The organism is Paenibacillus pinihumi DSM 23905 = JCM 16419, from assembly GCF_000422505.1.
Lineage (GTDB): Bacteria > Bacillota > Bacilli > Paenibacillales > Paenibacillaceae > Paenibacillus_D > Paenibacillus_D pinihumi.
The window spans coordinates 353414-370183 of sequence record NZ_KE383864.1; the positions used below are offsets into that span (position 1 = coordinate 353414).

A 16770-nucleotide genomic window follows, 5' to 3' on the forward strand; every position below is an offset into this window, starting at 1 on the left:
GAATCAGACCCGTCCATTAAAATAAATCAATGGTGAGCGGGCGCTTGACAATAAATCCTTCAGCGTAAGCCATTTGCTTGGAAGTACCCAAAATTCTGTCCCGCGCCTCTACGTTATCCAGGTAACCCTGGGTAAGCGGGGTAGCAACCTGGTCATTGCCGCCGGACGGCGCTGTAAACTGCGATTTATAGGCACTTAACGCTCTCCGCTTGATATCGTAGTACGGACTGATGTCAACGACAAGGCCAACATCCTTCACGTCATTTATATAATAAAAAATAAGCTGCTCCACCTGATGAGCCGGCAGCTCAGGCAAATAGCGGCGCAGCTTTGCATTGAAAACCGCTTCTTCAATGAGGCGGCTGCATGCATTATGATCCGGATGACGGTCATCCCAGTATGGGGCGAATACAATGCGCGGCTTCAATCTGCGCAGCTCGGCCACAATTGCAGCAAGCTGCTCCGGGCTTCCGGTAAGTCCCCGATCCGGCAGCTTGAGGCAACTGCGATAGGCAAGTCCGAGAATTTCGGAAGCGTCAGCCGCTTCCTCCCGCCGGATATCTACCGTCCCGTTCGAAGACATCTCCGCTTCTGTCAAATCACAAATGCCGACTTTGAGTCCCGCTGCTGCATGTCTCGCAATCGTACCGCTCATGCCAATCTCAACATCATCAGGATGTGCGCCAAATGCCAAAAGATCTACATAGGCCGAACTCATTATGATTCACCCGGCTTGTACTTGTGGACAAGCTCTCTCCAGGCAAAATCTCCGCGCTGCAGCGCACGCACCAGCAGTTCCGCCGTGGCAACGTTCGTCGCAACCGGAATACCTTGCACGTCGCACAGACGCAGCAAAGCAATAATATCCGGCTCATGCGGCTGAGCCATCAGAGGGTCTCTCAGGAAAACAATCAAATCCATCTCATTTTGTGCCACCAGCGCCCCAATTTGCTGGTCGCCGCCAAGCGGACCGGACATGAAACGATGAATTTGCAATCCCGTCTGCTGCATAATTCTTGTGCCCGTTGTACCGGTAGAATATAAATTATGATTCTCAAATGCCTTTTCATAGGCAATAACAAAATTGACCATCTCATCTTTTTTTCGATCATGTGCTATAAATGCAATATTCATCGCTGGTTGCCCCCTAGTATCCCTGTGCTAATCCATCAAATGCTCAAAGCCGTAGACCATGCCTGAATATGTCATAACCTTCTTCACCGCTGTATTAACCCCCGGCATATAGCCAGCGCGCTCATAGGAATCATGTCTAATCTTCAAGGTCTGGCCATAGCCGCCAAATACAACCTCCTGCTGAGCGAATACTCCCGGCAGGCGTACGCTATGTATACGGAATCCGTTGTAATACCCGCCGCGTGCACCCTCGATGATCTCCTCTTCCTTCGGATTGCCCTGGCGCATCTCCTCCCGGACGCCTGCGATAAGCTCTGCCGTCTTGATGGAAGTTCCCGATGGAGCATCCAGCTTCTGGTCGCCATGATATTCAATAATTTCAAGATGCGGCATATATTTGGACGCCTCCGCGGCGAATTTCATCATCAGCAGCGCTCCGATCGAGAAATTCGGCGCAATCAGTCCGCCAAGCCCCTTTTCCTTGCACAGCATGTCCAGCTCTTCAATCTGTTCCGGCGTAAAGCCTGTCGTACCTACTACCGGACGAACATTATGCTTAAGTGCTGTAAGCGTGTTGCTGTAAACAACTTTGGGAATTGTAAAGTCTACAAGCACATCCGGCTTCGTGCTTGCCAGCGCTTCATCCAGATCCTGGCTGACCAGCACACCGCAGGCCGGCTTGTGGGCAAGCAAGCCGGCATCAACACCAACTACACTGGAAGCTGTAGCAGCTACTAATTGAAGCGACTCATCTTCCAATACCATCTTTACTACTTCTCTGCCCATGCGTCCGCTTGCACCGGCGACGGCTACTTTTATACGTTCTGACATGACATGATCACCTGTTCTTTCTTCGTATTCGCCTCCATGCTGGAGCGGTGCTTTCTCTTCGCTTCCGGGAATATTCCCTGCACAGGCGCAAAGCCTCTTCATGCTGCGGATGCAGCTTCAAAAGCTGTCTCAGGCTGCGGACCGCATCTGCATACCGGTCAAGTTTGCCGCTGGCAATGCCCATCAGCAGAAGGGCCTCCCCGCTTAGCGGGTCCATTGCATAAGCATCCTGCAGCGCTGCAAGAGCAGCTTCATAATCCGGCTCCGCCTGCTCCATTAATCTGGCGGCCTTGCCGGCAAGCAGCCGGGCCTCTACCATTTGGAGCTGATAGCGGTATTCCGCATGGCTGTTATCAAGCTCCACTGCCTTTTGTGCATAAGCAAGCGCCTTGTGAAGCTTTCCGCTCCGGAAGCATGTAATCGAGCAGCGATAGCAGTAATCCGGATTATCCGGCTCGCTATCGATCGCCTGCTCAAACCAATGAATCGCCTGTTCGAAATCCCCGTAAAGGATGGATTCATAGGCTTTTCTCAACTTTTCCTTGCTATCCATCCACACCATCCTCCCTTATATATTGCTACTTAAGGTGATGGTATAGCATATGTACCAAACGTTACGCTTGTTCTGTGTCCTTGCGTGTCCAGCGCTTCGCATCCCGTGTATTGAATTTGTTCATCACTTTATTATGAGCCTCGGTCAAATCAATGTTCAGGGAATTGGCAAAGCAGTTCAAAATAAATAAAATATCACCCAGCTCCATCTCAATGGAGTTGTCTGCTTCGCCCGGTTTCTTCGGCTTTTCCCCATACGTATGATTAACCTCGCGCGCCAGTTCTCCGACTTCCTCGCTCATGCGTGCCAGCAAGGCGAGCGGACTAAAATAGCCTTCCTTAAACTGGCCGATGTAAGCGTCAACCTCACGCTGAATTTCAGCCAATGATTTTTCGTTTTTATCTGCCATGACCCAGATCCCTTTCCAGCCTTTAGACTCTTCAAAATTTAATCATTCAGATTACTTCATATGTTATCGCAAAGCGCCGCTTTACACAATGGTTAAACACTTCCGTATCCATATGGATAACTAAGCCAGCAGAAGCACACGCTAAAAAAGCCAGGCAGCAAACGCACAGCTTATTGCGATAAAAGGAGGTTTTCCGCACATATGGGCACAGTCGCTCATCCCATCCGGTCCATTATTTTTATTTTGCTCGGGACAGCAATCTATGCATTCGGGCTTCACTATTTTGTCTTGCCCAACCAGTTAATGGAAGGCGGTGTAACCGGTATCGCCGTTCTGCTTCATTATGCAATCGGGTGGCCGCTGTCCCTGTCGACGCTGCTGCTTAATATCCCCCTGTTTATCGTCGGATTAAGGATGCTTGGCTTGCGGTCGATGGTGCTGACCTTTATTGGAACCGGGGCATTGACTGTATTCCTGGCCCTTATGGAAGCACTCATACACCACGGGTGGCTGGAGCCGTTCCAGACGACTTCAGACTACATATTAGCTGCCCTATATGCCGGAGCTGTGCTGGGCACCGGGCTTGGAATTGTATTCAGGTTTGGAGGCACAACAGGCGGCGCAGATATTATCGCGCGCATCGCGGCCAAAAAGCGCGGCTGGAGCATCGGCCAGATTATTTTGACCATGGATGTCATTATTATCGGGGCCTCACTCTTTTACATCCCCAAGGAAAAAGTGCTGTACACACTTGTCACCGTCTTTATCGCCAGCAAAATTATTGATTTTATTCAAGAGGGCGCCTACTCCGTTAAAGCTTTTTCAATTATCACGGATAACGGGGAGCATGTTGCCGGGCGCATTACAAAAGAAATCGACCGGGGCGTCACCCTGCTTCCTGCAGTGGGTGCCTACTCCGGCCGGGCCAAGCATATGGTTTACTGTGTCGTCAGCAGACACGAAATTCAGGCAGTCAAAACGATTGTCAAATCGGCAGACCCTGCTGCCTTCATCATTATTAGTGAAGTAAATGATGTCGTGGGCGAGGGCTTTAATCCCGGTTAAGCCCTGCCCCAGGGACGATCCGGTCCTGCTCGAATCTGAATCTCCGCCAACCGGAATACAAAAGCACCGATAATATTACAAATCCGATCAGCAGCGTCCAGCGCCAGGGCATCCCGAGATATACAGGCGAAAAGACCGGTTCCGCCCCTTCTCCGCCTGGCGGCAGGAACAGATCGTCGATCGCCGAGGACACCATTTGAATAGATCCCTCCGCCAAGCGCAGGTCTCCCTTTCCGGCTGCCGCGGCTTGCAGAAGTGTACGGGAATAGTGCAAAGATTCCGTCACCGATTGTACAACTGCAGGATCTCTCTGCATCATCGCTGCAGGCGCAATGAGCCTGACATGGTCCTCAAGGGGCTTCAAGGCTGCCAGGGCTGCCTCTGTGTGATTGCTGCCAAGCTGCTTCCATGCCAAAAAAACACGCCGCACATCCTCTTGCAGCACTTCCTTGTATGATATCCATAAAGCATGATCATCCTGTGCGAGCGCCTCGTACGCGAGCATTAGTTGCGAGCTGTAGAACCACAACTGGCCGTGCGGCTTGCCGCTCTGGATAACCTGCCCTAACCGTTTGGTAACGTCATCCACTGCCCGCCAGCCCTCAATGGAACCATATTGCTTGCGGACATTAGCGGATTGAGATAAGCGGTTCAATTTCTGCAAGCTCTGAAAGATTAATTGCCGGTTCCCGCCATAAGCCTGCTGATAAAGCTCGTCCGACAGTTGAAACAGGCGGACTGTCTCCGTGTTGGAAGCTGCATCTATTATGCTGTCTGCCGTCTGCTGCTGCAATTGTATCTGCCATCCCGGCAGCACGAGCAGGAACAGGAGCAGGGCGACCATCACAATTCCACTTTTACCTCTCATTATGGACATCCCCCCCATACTACCGTATGGGGGGACGAGCCGCTTTATGCCTATATCCTGTTGAATTTATTATTCATTGATGCTTTTTTACGGAAAGCGAGTGCAAGCAGGGTTACCAGAAAACTGAACAAAGAAAGACCATACGTGAACTTTTCAATGGTATCCAGATCATCCAGCAGCACTCTGGACAAGGACGGAAAAATGCCATATGTATAATCCATCGTATCATTGAGCAGCAGCCATAGCAGCGCCGCCAAAGCTCCAAGCTTCCCGAAGGACATGAAGCGGACATATAGCAGAGCTTCCAGAGCCATGCCCAAATGGGAGACAACAAGCATCCAATGCTGCCACTCCAGCGGGTCCCCCTGCGCAGCACCGGCAAAAATCATCGCAACTGCCCATATGCCGTACTTAATGGAGGTAACGACCGCCAACCCCTCCAGAACGGCACGAAATCCGGTCATCAGACGGCCGGGACGGGAAGGCGGAAACAGCAAAAAGAGCAGCGAGAGCGTGAAAAACAGACTGGCTGTCGGGCTGTCCGGCACAAATACAAGCTGCCATAGCGGATGATGCTCATACGTATAGAGAAGCTGATTCCAATACCAGATGTATCCGTAGACCGTCCCTGCTGCGTTTATAATAAACAGCAGCCACAGAAAGGACCGGTTCAGTAATACAGAACGGTCCCAAAGCCGCAGCAATGACCATGACATGTATGCATTCTCCTTTTCTGAAAAACAAAGCGGCAAGCCGGATTTTGAAAAGAACCTGACCGAAAGCTTTCGGTCAGGTTCTAGTTAAGCATGTTATTCAGCGGCTTTCTTTTGCTTGGAGAGCCAGGTTGCGATCTGGTCAATTTCAGCTGTAGATAGCTTATCTTTAAAAGCTGGCATGTTTCCGTTACCATTGGTAACAACATCATGCAGCTCTTCTAAGCTGAATTGATCGCCAATTCCGCGTAATGCAGGGATACCACTACCACCATTCAGGTCAGTAGCATGGCAAGCCATACAGTTTTGCTTAATAAGGCCGTAAGCCGGATCATCCTCAGCCACGATAGCAACCGGTTTCGCGCGTTTCACAGCGCTTGGGGCAGGCTGCCCCTTCTCGTAAGCTTCACGGGCTTTCTCTTCACGGACAATGTGCTCAGGCTTTGTGCCGCTCTCCTCCAGCTGGTGCTGGTAATGATCCCAGGATACCTTGGTCAGGTATACACAGGAAATCAAGGAAAGAAGCATCAATGAGGAAGCGATCGGACGGCGGTAGAAGCGGCGTTCCTTGCCAGTGTCAAGGAACGGAGCAAGCAGCAGCGCGCCGAAAGCAAGACCTGGAATACCCATTACGCCGAGAACAACGTAGTCGCCGGACACGTATGGATATTTCAGCAATTGATACATGAACAGGAAATACCAGTCAGGCATCGGAATGAATGCGGCATTCATCGGGTCCGCCGGATACCCAAGCGGAGCAGGGTGGGCGATCGTCAGAACGAGGAATCCGACCAGTACGACCACGCCGACCATCCATTCCTTCAAGAGAAAGTATGGAATAAACGCTTCTGATTTCCCAGGAAATGAAGTGAAATCAGGCGGAATGTTGACCATACTGTTCTTTTTGACACGCGAGTCGCCAACAAACACGACTTTTTCTTTAGAATTATGGCCATGCGCCATGGAGAACCCTCCCTTCGCTTATAGTGGTCCGGAAATCCCTTGTTTCCGAATCATAAAGAAGTGTGCTGCGAGCAAGGCAAGCAATGCTCCAGGCAAGAAGAAGACGTGTATCGCAAAGAAGCGTGTGAGCGTTTGCGCACCTACGATTTCTCCACCGTTCAGCAATTCTTTAATGTAAGGTCCCAGGTAGGGTACTGATTCCGCGATTTGCAGAGTTACCTTCGTTGCAAAATATGCTTTGTTGTCCCAAGGCAGCAAGTAGCCTGTCAGACCAAGACCCAGCATGATAAAGAAAATCAGCATTCCCACTACCCAGTTCATTTCGCGAGGCGCTTTGTAAGAGCCTGTGAAGAAAACCCGGAGTGTATGTAAGAACATCATTACGATAACAAGGCTTGCTCCCCAGTGGTGCATCGCACGCACAATACCGCCGAATGCTACTTTGTGCTGCAAATAGTCAACGCTTGCATAAGCATTGATAATATCAGGCACATAGTACATGGTCAGGAACATCCCCGATAAAATCTGGATTACCGTGATAAAAAACGTCAGACCGCCAAAACAGTATACGAACGCAGAGAAGTGATGGGCGGGGTTAACATGCTCCGGCACCTCATGGTCCGCAACATCCCTCCACATTGGCGTTATATCAAGACGTTCGTCAATCCAATTGTAAATACCTTTAAACATCTGATTGTACGCCCTCCTTATACTTTAGTGTTCGGCTTAACCGGTCCGAGATAGATAAAGCCATTCTCAATCTTCAAGTCATACTCGTCCAGCGGATTCGGTGCGACTTTCAGGTTTTTGCCTTCTTTCGTATACTTCGCTTCATGGCATGGACAAAAATACTGGTCGTCTTTTTGCGTGTTCCAGTTGATTGTACAGCCCAGATGCTTACATACCGGAGAGAGGGCAAAGATATTTCCCTGATCATCCTTTGCAATCCATGCTGCCAGTTCCGGGTCGCTCTCATACCAGCCATCAACCTGGTGAATCTGGAATTTGAATTCCTGCGGCTCCGGAGTAATCTTGCTTTCTTCCACTACTTTTACGTAAGTACCCTCTGTTTTCTTGGTCAAAATTGGATCAACCGCAAAACGGACCATCGGCAAAACCGGACCTGCTGCCAAAAAAGCCGTTGTGCCTCCAAGCGTATAAGCCAGAAACTGACGACGTGTCATTTCTTTGCGTTGGACAGGCTGATGTGCGGTTTCATGATGTTCATGGTTACTCATCTTCTGTTCTACCCCCCTTACCAACCGTAACTTGCGTTTTGTCGCATGACAAAACACACGACGAACTAGGACATTACCTATAATATCCTAGGTGTCCAAGAGCGTCAAGAATATGCCTGACGATTTGGGAATATGATTCTAAGATCGCATCATAATTTGTTGGGATTTTGTCACATTTGACCTTGTATGGAACTAGGTTTCCATGCTTCACGCAAATTTATTCCGCTTTAATTGGCTCTTTTTCATTTTTTTGCTGCTGCCAAATCTCTGTAACCGCTTGCTTCACAGCTGCAGATTCAGGGATTGTCCCGTCTTCGCCAGGAGCAATTACAAGATCGGCTGCAATGCTGTCCAGCTTCAACCCTGCTCTGCCCGTTATCAGCACAATATAGCGAAACCCCGATGCTCTAAAACGGCGGCACAGCTCGTCAAGCTGCATCGCATCCGGCTCCTCATAGAAATGATAGGCCGGGTAAGTAACGAGCCGCCCCTTGAAAGGCACCTCTACAAGATCCATAATATCGCGCAGCCCCTCCAGCGCAGCTGTCGCTTCATCGGGAGTTTCAGTACCCGTCAATCCGGTAACCGGCAGCAGACAAGTGTCCAGATACGGCTTCAGCTCTTCCCAGCGGGATTTCTCAATTTCACTAAACTTCAATTCCGCCCCTCCTGTTGATTTTATCCCTTACTCTAACATTATGTTACATGAATATGGGAATACGAACAAGCCTCACCACATAATCTTCGCGGAAGGGACTTAAAAAAACAGCCTCCGCCCTGCCGCTTCCCAAGCAGGCAGGCACAGAGGCGCCTTTTATTCAAGCTGAAATGTTCAACAGGTCAGGAAGCCTGAATGGACTTTAATTCATTGGTCAAACGTCTAAAGGTGTCTTCATCCCCGGCTGCCAGCGCTGTATCAATGGCTTTATATAACCGTTCTGTGCGAAATTTCAAAATAGCATCGTCAAGCATCATTTCCGCGGCTAATGCCAGCATCGTCTCATACGTCACTTTCATTTTATCCATAGGATACACCTCCAAACTATCGTTCAAGAGATCCTATATTCTTTTTTGTATACCATGCTGTTCTCCAGCCTCATTCTCAGCAGCAGGTCTGATATGCAGGAGAAATCAGGCAGGAGGGGAGTCTCTTGTTTTAAGCTACAACTAAACCTGCTCCTATTAAAGCATATTCAACATGCGACACTCCGTTTCGTGCTTTTGCCCTCAGACAGATGAATGTGCTCGCGCCTATTCCAGCTCGATTTTGTCATTGCCAGCAATATATACTCCGGCCACCACGGCATGTCCGATTTTTGTCATGCGCAGCACCTGCCCGGCTCCCTGCTTTTCACCGATGCGAAGCAGTCCCAGATGCATCATCATTCTGAAAATGCGCTGCTCGAGGATGGACTGGGGTGTATCATAATAGTAAGGCTTGATGAACGGCTCAAGCACCTCGCCAAGTGAATGCACCGTTACCCAACGGTCGCCGAGCCGGTCAATCCAGTTGGCAAGCGACAGCAGATTCGGAATTGCGCCTTTGTAGAGGCGGAGCCAGAACTTGTACAGCAATGTCGGCTCCTCCAGCCGCCGGTTAACCACCCACTGCTCTCCTTTGGGAGTGAGCAGGAGACGACCCCCGTCCTCAATCAACAACTGATTGTAATAGGCGTAATCATACAACAGGGAAAGTCTGTTCGGATAATCTTTGATCCGGCGCCCGTATCCAAACCGCCATTCGCCGCGGGCGGGGATTTCCTCCCGGATGTGCAGGCTTTCGAGAAGCTGCTGCAGCACCCTTTTGTACATGACTCCCTCCGTATTGAGCGCAATCTCATGCTTGCCTGCAAATTGCAGCAAGGTCAGCAGGTCATCTGACATAAGCCCCTGTTCGTCACGGAAGCCTTCCGGCTCTTCCAGGTAGTGAAGAGAGCTCCTCAGCTGCCGCCCCAGTTCATCTCCAAACCGTTCTTTCAAATCTCCCGGAACATGAAAAAGGTAGCGTCCCGGACCTGTAAAACCATTAAACAGCCAGCCCGTCTGTTTAAACTTCACAATCAGGTCACGGGGACTGGGCGGCTCCTGACTGATTGTGCCCTGCTTGCTTTTTTTTGTTTTTTTGGCTGCCGCCGTATCCCGCTTCTCCGGGGCCTGCACAGCTTTGGATTCTTGCGGTCCGGTGTCGAAGCGGCTTTGCTGAACCCGGGCGATCAACTCCTCAAGACTGAACGCATTCTGCGAATCAAACAACAAAGAATTAAGAAATCGCTTTTCCTCCCATGTCATGGAACTGATTTGATTCTTAAACCCTTCTTTATTGCTAATCGCCCGGAGTATGGATTGAATCAATTCGTTCTTGGAATGGCTGTTGCACTCGCAGCGGTATACATCCGCAATCCGGGACAACTGGCCGATATCCGCGTATCCGAGCATTTCTGATAGATTCATCTTCTCCCCTCCGGTTAATCAAGTAACAAGGATTGTTGTGCATCCTCTTGCTGTACTAACCATTATGGGAAAAATCTGAGAAAATAAACCTGCATGCCCGCGGTTGCCGTATTAATCGAGATGACGCATACAGTTATGAAGAGCAGACTGCCAGCGTCCTTCGTTATAATCCATAATCGAAAATGACATATTTCCGATATAGCTCTTATCTAAATTGTCACACAGGGCATGCACCATCTGAGACAAGAAGCTGCCGTGCGAGACAACGAGCAAATTGTTCATTCCCTCCTGCAGCAGCCAATCCTTCAAAAAACCAAATCCCCTCGCCCTTACAAGCTCATCACTTTCCTGGCCTTCATAGGTTTGGCGCCACTGTTCGCCCCAGCGGCTGATTCTCTCCTGCTCCGTTGTACCTTCAATTTCACCGAAATACCTTTCCTGCAGCCGCTCATCCGGCTCAAGCAGCGGTATTTCCAGCTTCTCAGCAATAATGCGCGCCGTCTCGCGCGCCCGGGACAGATGGCTGGATACAACGCCGTCCCAATGCATGCCATCTGCTGCCAACCGCTCCGCCAGGGCCCTGGCCTGGCGGATACCTTCCTCATTGAGCGGAATATCAGTCTGGCCTTGGATTTTGCCCAATGCATTCCATTCTGTCCTTCCGTGTCTGATCCATCCGATTCTTTTTGATTCCTTCATTAGTGATTCCCCCGATTATTGATTAGATTTTCCTGAACGATCATCAAACTGCCTGTCATCTTATATCATGCACTTAGGTTTATGATGAGCTGAATTTTTTATCTGATGTTTAACCGCTGCTTTCTTGCTGGTGTATAAAAAAACAAACGCCTCCAGCACAATACGCTGGAGACGTGGGCTATGTTCGAGTACGTGAAAGCCAGTTTAAAATAAGCAAGGTTATAATAATGCCGAGTATCGATAATGCCACCCAGTACTGTGGTACAGTAGGCACGACATTAAGCACAAAGGGATCACTAATACTTGCTACAGGGATTTCCTCATAAAATTCCGTGCTGATTAAGGAGATACCTTCATTCGCATTTACCGTATCCAGCAAACCCGTAATATTCGCCATCGATGTGGTGTCCGTCTTTTCACCAAACAGAAAATATACGAATCCGCAGACAAACATCGCCATACAGCATGCAATTATAGCCGATACATTCCGTTTGAACACCCTGCTAATCTGATAGCGGCGCTCATTAATCGGCATCATCCAGGACTGCTCCATATATATACGGTCCATGACGCTGCGCGTGATGTCATCCATTGGTTCAGAAGCCGCTGGTCCTTGTTGGGCAGCGCTGCGGATCATGGCTTCACTTTCCTCCCAGATGCGAAACTCCTCCATGCAGCAATTACAATGCTGAAGATGTTGATCAATCGCCATTCGTTCGGGGTCATTTTCCGGTAAATCCCAGTAAATCCCGAGTGATTCTTGAACTTCATGGCATTTCATCTTGTCTTCATCCCTTCATATTCTTCCACTGCCAAATGTTCTCCGAAATACGGCTCAAGCTGAAGCTTCACGCTAGCACGCGCACGGAACAACAGCGACTTGACGGAACTGACCGTCTGGCCGAGTATGTTGGCGATCTCCTGATAATCCAGCTGGTCATACTCACGCAATATGAGAGCAGAGCGCTGTTTTTCCGGGAGATTGTTGATTGCTTCCCTAACCAGCAGCATGCGTTCATTTTGCAATACCTGCTGCTCGGGAATGGCATCCAGCGGGGCTACCGGTATGTATCCTGTTTCATCAAGCGAGAGATTGGCGTTCTTCTGCTTGCGAAGCTCACTGAGCACTGTATTTCGGGCAATTGTATATAGCCAGGTAGAAAAGGAGGCATCAACTTCACGGAATGAATGCAGGCTGCGATAAGCTTTGTAGAAGGTCTCTGAGCACAGATCCTCTGCCATCAGCTCCAATTGCGCGCTCTTTAGCATATGAAAGATAAAGGACAATATCTTGCGCTGGTAGCGTCGCATCAATTCCGAGTAAAGCTGTACATTGCCATCCTTGATCTCTCTTATTAACTGGGAATCGGTCATGAAGTGCGACCCTCCTTGGCCTTCGGAGTGATCTACCCAGTTCGGTATTTCCTAATCAGTTGTACCGAATCGGGAGCGAAAAGTTGCGGTCTATTTTGAAAAAAATGAGTGTCAGGTTGAATAAAGCGTCTGTCGGGGATGAAAACCAACGAAATTCGACAAAATCCGCACATTGGGATTTCGATAACAAAGCAATGTCTCTATTGTAGCACATGATGTCAATGTGTTGGTTAAAGATTTGTAAAAAAAAGACCACTCTGGTTAAGGAGTGGAATTTGATTGGCCACGCTTGACATCGGCCTCATTTTATTAACGGGTTGCCTTCTAATTTATGCTTCGGATACCTCACTGCTGTCAAAAGCCTTCACACTATACACACATCGTCTGCCCCCGGATACAATATGCTCAAGCCGCTCGATCCGGACACTTTCACCAAGCACAGTCTTGAAAAGATGCAGCTCATTTTTGCAGAGTCGCAAGCAGGCAGTGGCCGCATCGCAAATGGGACAATGCTTTTCCACCAGCAGGAAACTGCCATCCTCCTGATCCTGCACCTCCGCCATATAGCCCTCCTGTGAGCGTATAGACGCCAGCTTCTCGAGCCGCTCCTTCAAGCCCGGGTTTTCGCCGATTTGCTCTGAATACTGCTGCTGCATTTTTTTGTTTCGGACATCAAGCAGCTTGTCCAGGCCGGATGGGCCAAAAGCCTCTTTCATGGAATCAATCAAACTTATGGAAAGCTCTGAATATCCGCTCGGGAAAAACTGATTTGCTTCCGGTGTAAGCACCCACAGCTTAGCCGGGCGTCCCATCGGCCGGGCTTCTTCGATGCTGGTCACAATACCTTCCTCTTCCAGCGCATTCAACTGTTTGCGTATCGCCATCCCCGAGAGGGTAAATTCAGAAGCCAGCTTCAGGACATCCATACCTCCCCGCTGTTTTAACAAATCAATAATTGCCCTCCGGGTTTTCGTAGCTGATTCTTTACTCGATTCATTTTGCTTCAATGGAATTCCCCCTTTCTCTTGTAACCGGATCCTCAATTTCAATATTTATATTTTAAACATAATTGTTGACAAAGTCAAAAATAACATCTATGTTTACTTTATAAACTTTTAAGTTTAAAAATATAAATTGCAGGTCTGACCTTTTTCCCGGTCTGGTGCTGCATGACTATGAGCGAGGTGAAAGCATTGATTGAAGTAAGCAAAAAAGCGGAATCCATCATCGCCGGAATGATACAGGATGAAGGTGGAGAAACGTTTTTCTTGAGAGTCGCCATCGAAGACGGCGGATGCAGCGGGCTTTCCTATAAAATTAAACTTGATGATCAATTGTCGGGCGAAGACAGCACAATTCAGGCTGATGGCTTTAAGATCGTATGGGAGAAGGCATCAGAGGAATTTCTTGCCGGGGTAAAGATTGATTATATAGATCAGGGGATGACCGGGGGTTTTACCATTGATAACCCGAATGCCAAAGCAACCTGCGGCTGCGGGGCCAGCTTCCGTACAGCGACCTACAAGGGTGCCCGGAAAAAATGTGACTAGAAATATTAGACCGGATTCGGACGCTAATCAAATTAAAAGGAAGAAGTGAGCACAAAATGGCCTTTGTCATTACAGAAGCATGTATTCATGAAAAAGCCGCCGACTGCGCTGATGTGTGTCCAGTTGACTGCATTGAGGAGGGCGAGGATCAGTTTTACATTGATGCAGACATTTGTATTGACTGCGGAGCCTGTGAAGCAGCATGTCCTGTTGCGGCTATTTACTATGAAGATGAACTCCCCGAAGACCAGAAAATATACATGCAGAAAGCTGAGGAATTCTACCGGATTAAATAACACGGTTTGGCTCCTCTGGCTAAACAAATATCCTTTGGAAGCTGGTGCAAATATACCGGTTGCAAAATATTTTGCGCCGGTTTCCAAAAAAAATGAAAACGCTTATTGACAAAATGAAAACGTATACATATAATAAAAGTACAGTATGGTTTCTCTCCACTCCTATCCAAATACTTAGCGCTCAGAATGAGTGCTGCCACCCGGTTCGGGTGGTTTTTTTTGTTCATTTTTACTCGTGCAGGTTGCTTCTGAACAAACAGATAAGCCTGCATGCTTCCTCTCTTCCGGAATTCATGAGCTTAGCCGGACCATGCCGGATAAGCCGCCAGCTATAGCAAAGAGGCGCTGCCAAGGAAATTACTGGCAGCGCCTCTTTGCTATATAGATAATGTGAACTAGAAATGGGTGGAATAACCGGAAGACTGGAGCAGCTGTACTGCCTGATCCAGATCCGATTGTTCCCGGAAGGATAGCCGGAGCACACCCGGTACATCTTCTCTGCTCTCAATAATTTGCAGGTTGCTCAGATTAATCCGGTGTTTGCCAAGCTCCGTTGCAATTTTCCCGATAATGCCCGGGTGATCCTCTACATCCACATAACATTCAAAAATCGAATGAATCATACCCTTGCGGCGCTCAGGCAGTTGGCTGCGGAATTCACCGGCTGTGAGAAAAGCTTCCTCAATCGCCGCTCCGTCGCCTTCCTCCAGCACCTTGATCACTTTGTTCGTCTCCTCCTGCCAGTCGGCAAGCAAAGACAGCATGACGTCTTTATTATTAATCAGAATATCGCGCCAAATAACCGGATCACTGGAGGCTATTCTCGTAATATCGCGGAAGCCTCCGGCAGCAAGAGAACTGTACAGCGGATTCCCTTCATTATAGCCTCTGATCTGATTGACAAGCATCGCCGCAATAATATGCGGCAAATGGCTGATTGCGCCGACAATGCCATCATGCTCTACAGCATCGACCATCACGATATGAGCCTTCGTATGCCTAAGGAGCGCCTTGAGACGGTCTACTGCCTCCTGGGGTGTTGTCGGGTCTGGCGTCAATACATAGTACGCGTTCTCGAACAGAATCGAGCTGGCTGCCTCTACGCCTGAACGCTCCGAACCGGCCATTGGATGGCCGCCGATAAAGCAGGCTCCCTGAAGGTCATGCTTGCGCGCACTCGCAGCGACGGACGCCTTGGTGCTGCCGACATCGGTAATAATACAGCCCGGCTTGAGCTTAAATGTGCTGAGCTGCTGTACGTACTCCTCCAGATTGCCCACCGGCACGCACAGGAAGATGAAATCGGCTGCTTCCGCAGCTTCTCTCATTGAGGTTGTCCCTTCGTCCACAACCCCCCGCTGAATGTACTTCTCCACCGAGGACGGCCGGACGGAATGCCCGATAACATGAAGCCCCGGCTTCCCTTTAAAGCAAAGCGCAAGTGAACCTCCAATCAGGCCGACTCCGAAAATGGCTATTGTGGTCATCGTCTAAACTTGCACCGCCAATTCCTGCAATACCTGCTCCAGGGCGCTGATAAACTTCTCGTTCTGTTCTTGGCTGCCGACGGTAATCCGGACATGTGTCGGGTACTTGGACCATCTGGCGCGGGAAATAACGCCTCTGCGCAGCAAGCCGTCAAATATCTGGGCAGACGGATATTTCGCATCAAACATAATAAAATTTCCGTAAGCCGGGAAATAGCTCAAGCCCAGTCGTTCAAACTCTCCGGTCATGTAATCAATCCCGCGTCTGTTCTGTTCACGACAGTAAGCCACAAACTCATTATCAGCGAGCGCTGCTTTAGCGGCAGCTTGTCCGAAGCGGCTTGTATTAAACGGCTCGCGAACCTGATTAATATAACGGATAATTTCCGGATGTCCGACCCCAAAGCCGATACGCAGCGATGCAAGTCCGTAAATTTTGGAGAACGTGCGCAGCAGAACCATGTTCTTGTACCGCTTCAGAAATTCAAAGCCGTCCGGGTACTGCTCGTCCTCAATGTATTCACAATAAGCCTCGTCAAGCACAACGAGCACATGCTGTGGAACCTGGCTCATAAATTGCTCCAGCTCATCCTTGTGCACGATTGTACCTGTCGGGTTGTTCGGGTTGCAGATCCAGACGATCTTCGTCTTGTCTGTCACACGGGCCAGCATCGCAGGCAGATCATGCTTGCCGTCCTTGAGCGGGACCTCAACAATCGTCGCATTCTCAACTTCTGCATTATGCTTATACTGGGCGAAAGTCTCGTCCGCCATAATCGTCTCGTCGCCTGTTGTCAGGAAAGCGCGCGCCAGCATCAGGATGACTTCATCAGAGCCGGCTCCGAAAATAATCTGGTCTGTGCCAACGCCGAATTTGGCTGCAATATCAGCCGTCAGGGCAACACTGGCCCCATCCGGATAAATGCTCGTGTTGGAAAGCTCTGCAACAATTGCTTCCTTCGCTTTCTCCGAAGATCCGAACGGATTCTCATTGGAGGCGAGCTTAATGACCTCTGTCAATCCGAGCTCCCGTTTTACGTCTTCAATCGGTTTGCCCGGTTGGTAAACGGGTAGATGAACTATATTTTTTTTAGGCTGCATCACGATCACCTCATCGAATTCTGTTAAACACTATCCTT

At 49.3% G+C, this 16770-nt stretch carries 22 protein-coding genes; 3 read left to right on the forward strand and 19 right to left on the reverse strand.

What is annotated here, in order from left to right; all coding sequences use genetic code 11:
* Positions 1–16: 16 nt before the first annotated feature.
* The 5 genes from bshB1 to H583_RS0115590 all read right to left on the reverse strand — a co-directional run bounded on the left by bshB1 (position 17) and on the right by H583_RS0115590 (position 2927).
* Positions 17–718 carry a bacillithiol biosynthesis deacetylase BshB1 gene (gene bshB1, locus H583_RS0115570; protein ID WP_028561259.1) on the reverse strand — a complete coding sequence of 234 codons (702 nt, stop codon included), beginning with the start codon at positions 716–718 and terminating at the stop codon, positions 17–19.
* Positions 718–1134, reverse strand: coding sequence for a methylglyoxal synthase (mgsA, locus tag H583_RS0115575; RefSeq protein WP_028561260.1), 417 nt, complete (start codon positions 1132–1134; stop codon positions 718–720). The genes bshB1 and mgsA overlap by 1 nt, the downstream gene beginning before the upstream one ends.
* A 27-nt stretch (positions 1135–1161) precedes the next feature.
* Positions 1162–1965 (reverse strand): 4-hydroxy-tetrahydrodipicolinate reductase, encoded by an 804-nt coding sequence (gene dapB / locus H583_RS0115580; protein WP_028561261.1) that lies wholly within the window; start codon positions 1963–1965, stop codon positions 1162–1164.
* A gap of 7 nt (positions 1966–1972) precedes the next feature.
* The gene (locus H583_RS33155) at positions 1973–2518 is read right to left on the reverse strand and encodes a tetratricopeptide repeat protein (RefSeq protein WP_051236524.1); all 546 of its coding nucleotides are present in this window, start codon (positions 2516–2518) and stop codon (positions 1973–1975) included.
* A 61-nt stretch (positions 2519–2579) separates the two neighbouring features.
* Positions 2580–2927, reverse strand: a complete 348-nt coding sequence (locus tag H583_RS0115590; protein WP_028561262.1) for a nucleotide pyrophosphohydrolase — start codon at positions 2925–2927, stop codon at positions 2580–2582.
* Positions 2928–3128: 201 nt separating this feature from the next.
* Here H583_RS0115590 and H583_RS0115595 point away from each other — a divergent pair, with 201 nt between their 5' ends.
* Positions 3129–3992: a YitT family protein gene (locus H583_RS0115595; protein ID WP_028561263.1), complete on the forward strand. Its 864-nt coding sequence runs from the start codon at positions 3129–3131 to the stop codon at positions 3990–3992.
* Here H583_RS0115595 and H583_RS0115600 read toward each other — a convergent pair.
* The 12 genes from H583_RS0115600 to H583_RS0115655 form a co-directional block, all read right to left on the reverse strand.
* On the reverse strand, positions 3979–4860 hold the full coding sequence (locus H583_RS0115600; protein WP_028561264.1) for a sporulation protein YpjB: 882 nt from the start codon (positions 4858–4860) through the stop codon (positions 3979–3981). The genes H583_RS0115595 and H583_RS0115600 overlap by 14 nt on opposite strands.
* Positions 4861–4910: 50 nt before the next feature.
* On the reverse strand, positions 4911–5576 hold the full coding sequence (locus H583_RS0115605; protein WP_028561265.1) for a DUF1405 domain-containing protein: 666 nt from the start codon (positions 5574–5576) through the stop codon (positions 4911–4913).
* A gap of 93 nt (positions 5577–5669) precedes the next feature.
* On the reverse strand, positions 5670–6536 hold the full coding sequence (locus tag H583_RS0115610; RefSeq protein WP_028561266.1) for a c-type cytochrome: 867 nt from the start codon (positions 6534–6536) through the stop codon (positions 5670–5672).
* A gap of 18 nt (positions 6537–6554) precedes the next feature.
* Positions 6555–7226, reverse strand: a complete 672-nt coding sequence (gene qcrB, locus H583_RS0115615; protein WP_028561267.1) for a menaquinol-cytochrome c reductase cytochrome b subunit — start codon at positions 7224–7226, stop codon at positions 6555–6557.
* A gap of 17 nt (positions 7227–7243) precedes the next feature.
* Positions 7244–7774, reverse strand: a complete 531-nt coding sequence (locus H583_RS0115620) for a Rieske (2Fe-2S) protein (RefSeq protein WP_028561268.1) — start codon at positions 7772–7774, stop codon at positions 7244–7246.
* 217 nt (positions 7775–7991) lie between these two features.
* Complete coding sequence (locus tag H583_RS0115625; protein WP_028561269.1) at positions 7992–8432, reverse strand: DUF2487 family protein; 441 nt, start codon at positions 8430–8432, stop codon at positions 7992–7994.
* Between the two features lie 182 nt (positions 8433–8614).
* Positions 8615–8800, reverse strand: coding sequence for an IDEAL domain-containing protein (locus H583_RS0115630; protein ID WP_028561270.1), 186 nt, complete (start codon positions 8798–8800; stop codon positions 8615–8617).
* A 225-nt stretch (positions 8801–9025) separates the two neighbouring features.
* Positions 9026–10225 carry a hypothetical protein gene (locus H583_RS0115635; RefSeq protein ID WP_028561271.1) on the reverse strand — a complete coding sequence of 400 codons (1200 nt, stop codon included), beginning with the start codon at positions 10223–10225 and terminating at the stop codon, positions 9026–9028.
* Between the two features lie 111 nt (positions 10226–10336).
* Positions 10337–10924: a histidine phosphatase family protein gene (locus H583_RS0115640; protein ID WP_036709816.1), complete on the reverse strand. Its 588-nt coding sequence runs from the start codon at positions 10922–10924 to the stop codon at positions 10337–10339.
* A 178-nt stretch (positions 10925–11102) separates the two neighbouring features.
* Positions 11103–11705 carry an anti-sigma factor family protein gene (locus H583_RS0115645; RefSeq protein WP_028561273.1) on the reverse strand — a complete coding sequence of 201 codons (603 nt, stop codon included), beginning with the start codon at positions 11703–11705 and terminating at the stop codon, positions 11103–11105.
* Positions 11702–12298 (reverse strand): RNA polymerase sigma factor, encoded by a 597-nt coding sequence (locus tag H583_RS0115650; RefSeq protein ID WP_028561274.1) that lies wholly within the window; start codon positions 12296–12298, stop codon positions 11702–11704. The genes H583_RS0115645 and H583_RS0115650 overlap by 4 nt, the downstream gene beginning before the upstream one ends.
* 329 nt (positions 12299–12627) lie before the next feature.
* Positions 12628–13305, reverse strand: coding sequence for a helix-turn-helix transcriptional regulator (locus H583_RS0115655; protein WP_028561275.1), 678 nt, complete (start codon positions 13303–13305; stop codon positions 12628–12630).
* Positions 13306–13473: 168 nt separating this feature from the next.
* Here H583_RS0115655 and H583_RS0115660 point away from each other — a divergent pair, with 168 nt between their 5' ends.
* Entirely contained in the window at positions 13474–13848 is a 375-nt protein-coding gene (locus H583_RS0115660) for a HesB/IscA family protein (RefSeq protein WP_245585926.1), read from the forward strand.
* Positions 13849–13904: 56 nt separating this feature from the next.
* Positions 13905–14144 carry a ferredoxin family protein gene (locus tag H583_RS0115665; RefSeq protein ID WP_028561277.1) on the forward strand — a complete coding sequence of 80 codons (240 nt, stop codon included), beginning with the start codon at positions 13905–13907 and terminating at the stop codon, positions 14142–14144.
* Between the two features lie 395 nt (positions 14145–14539).
* Here the strand turns inward: H583_RS0115665 and H583_RS0115675 are convergent, their stop codons facing one another.
* Both H583_RS0115675 and hisC read right to left on the reverse strand, forming a co-directional pair.
* On the reverse strand, positions 14540–15631 hold the full coding sequence (locus H583_RS0115675; protein WP_028561279.1) for a prephenate dehydrogenase: 1092 nt from the start codon (positions 15629–15631) through the stop codon (positions 14540–14542).
* 3 nt (positions 15632–15634) lie between these two features.
* Positions 15635–16732 carry a histidinol-phosphate transaminase gene (hisC, locus tag H583_RS0115680; protein ID WP_028561280.1) on the reverse strand — a complete coding sequence of 366 codons (1098 nt, stop codon included), beginning with the start codon at positions 16730–16732 and terminating at the stop codon, positions 15635–15637.
* Positions 16733–16770: the final 38 nt, after the last annotated feature.

Bases quoted from the DNA above. Each gene is read 5' to 3' on its own strand.
- bshB1 (WP_028561259.1), bottom strand. From the start codon at position 718: ATGAGTTCGGCCTATGTAGATCTTTTGGCATTTGGCGCACATCCTGAT.
- mgsA (WP_028561260.1), bottom strand. From the start codon at position 1,134: ATGAATATTGCATTTATAGCACATGATCGAAAAAAAGATGAGATGGTC.
- dapB (WP_028561261.1), bottom strand. From the start codon at position 1,965: ATGTCAGAACGTATAAAAGTAGCCGTCGCCGGTGCAAGCGGACGCATG.
- H583_RS33155 (WP_051236524.1), bottom strand. From the start codon at position 2,518: ATGGATAGCAAGGAAAAGTTGAGAAAAGCCTATGAATCCATCCTTTAC.
- H583_RS0115590 (WP_028561262.1), bottom strand. From the start codon at position 2,927: ATGGCAGATAAAAACGAAAAATCATTGGCTGAAATTCAGCGTGAGGTT.
- H583_RS0115595 (WP_028561263.1), top strand. From the start codon at position 3,129: ATGGGCACAGTCGCTCATCCCATCCGGTCCATTATTTTTATTTTGCTC.
- H583_RS0115600 (WP_028561264.1), bottom strand. From the start codon at position 4,860: ATGAGAGGTAAAAGTGGAATTGTGATGGTCGCCCTGCTCCTGTTCCTG.
- H583_RS0115605 (WP_028561265.1), bottom strand. From the start codon at position 5,576: ATGTCATGGTCATTGCTGCGGCTTTGGGACCGTTCTGTATTACTGAAC.
- H583_RS0115610 (WP_028561266.1), bottom strand. From the start codon at position 6,536: ATGGCGCATGGCCATAATTCTAAAGAAAAAGTCGTGTTTGTTGGCGAC.
- qcrB (WP_028561267.1), bottom strand. From the start codon at position 7,226: ATGTTTAAAGGTATTTACAATTGGATTGACGAACGTCTTGATATAACG.
- H583_RS0115620 (WP_028561268.1), bottom strand. From the start codon at position 7,774: ATGAGTAACCATGAACATCATGAAACCGCACATCAGCCTGTCCAACGC.
- H583_RS0115630 (WP_028561270.1), bottom strand. From the start codon at position 8,800: ATGGATAAAATGAAAGTGACGTATGAGACGATGCTGGCATTAGCCGCG.
- H583_RS0115635 (WP_028561271.1), bottom strand. From the start codon at position 10,225: ATGAATCTATCAGAAATGCTCGGATACGCGGATATCGGCCAGTTGTCC.
- H583_RS0115640 (WP_036709816.1), bottom strand. From the start codon at position 10,924: ATGAAGGAATCAAAAAGAATCGGATGGATCAGACACGGAAGGACAGAA.
- H583_RS0115645 (WP_028561273.1), bottom strand. From the start codon at position 11,705: ATGAAATGCCATGAAGTTCAAGAATCACTCGGGATTTACTGGGATTTA.
- H583_RS0115650 (WP_028561274.1), bottom strand. From the start codon at position 12,298: ATGACCGATTCCCAGTTAATAAGAGAGATCAAGGATGGCAATGTACAG.
- H583_RS0115660 (WP_245585926.1), top strand. From the start codon at position 13,474: ATGAGCGAGGTGAAAGCATTGATTGAAGTAAGCAAAAAAGCGGAATCC.
- H583_RS0115665 (WP_028561277.1), top strand. From the start codon at position 13,905: ATGGCCTTTGTCATTACAGAAGCATGTATTCATGAAAAAGCCGCCGAC.
- H583_RS0115675 (WP_028561279.1), bottom strand. From the start codon at position 15,631: ATGACCACAATAGCCATTTTCGGAGTCGGCCTGATTGGAGGTTCACTT.
- hisC (WP_028561280.1), bottom strand. From the start codon at position 16,732: ATGCAGCCTAAAAAAAATATAGTTCATCTACCCGTTTACCAACCGGGC.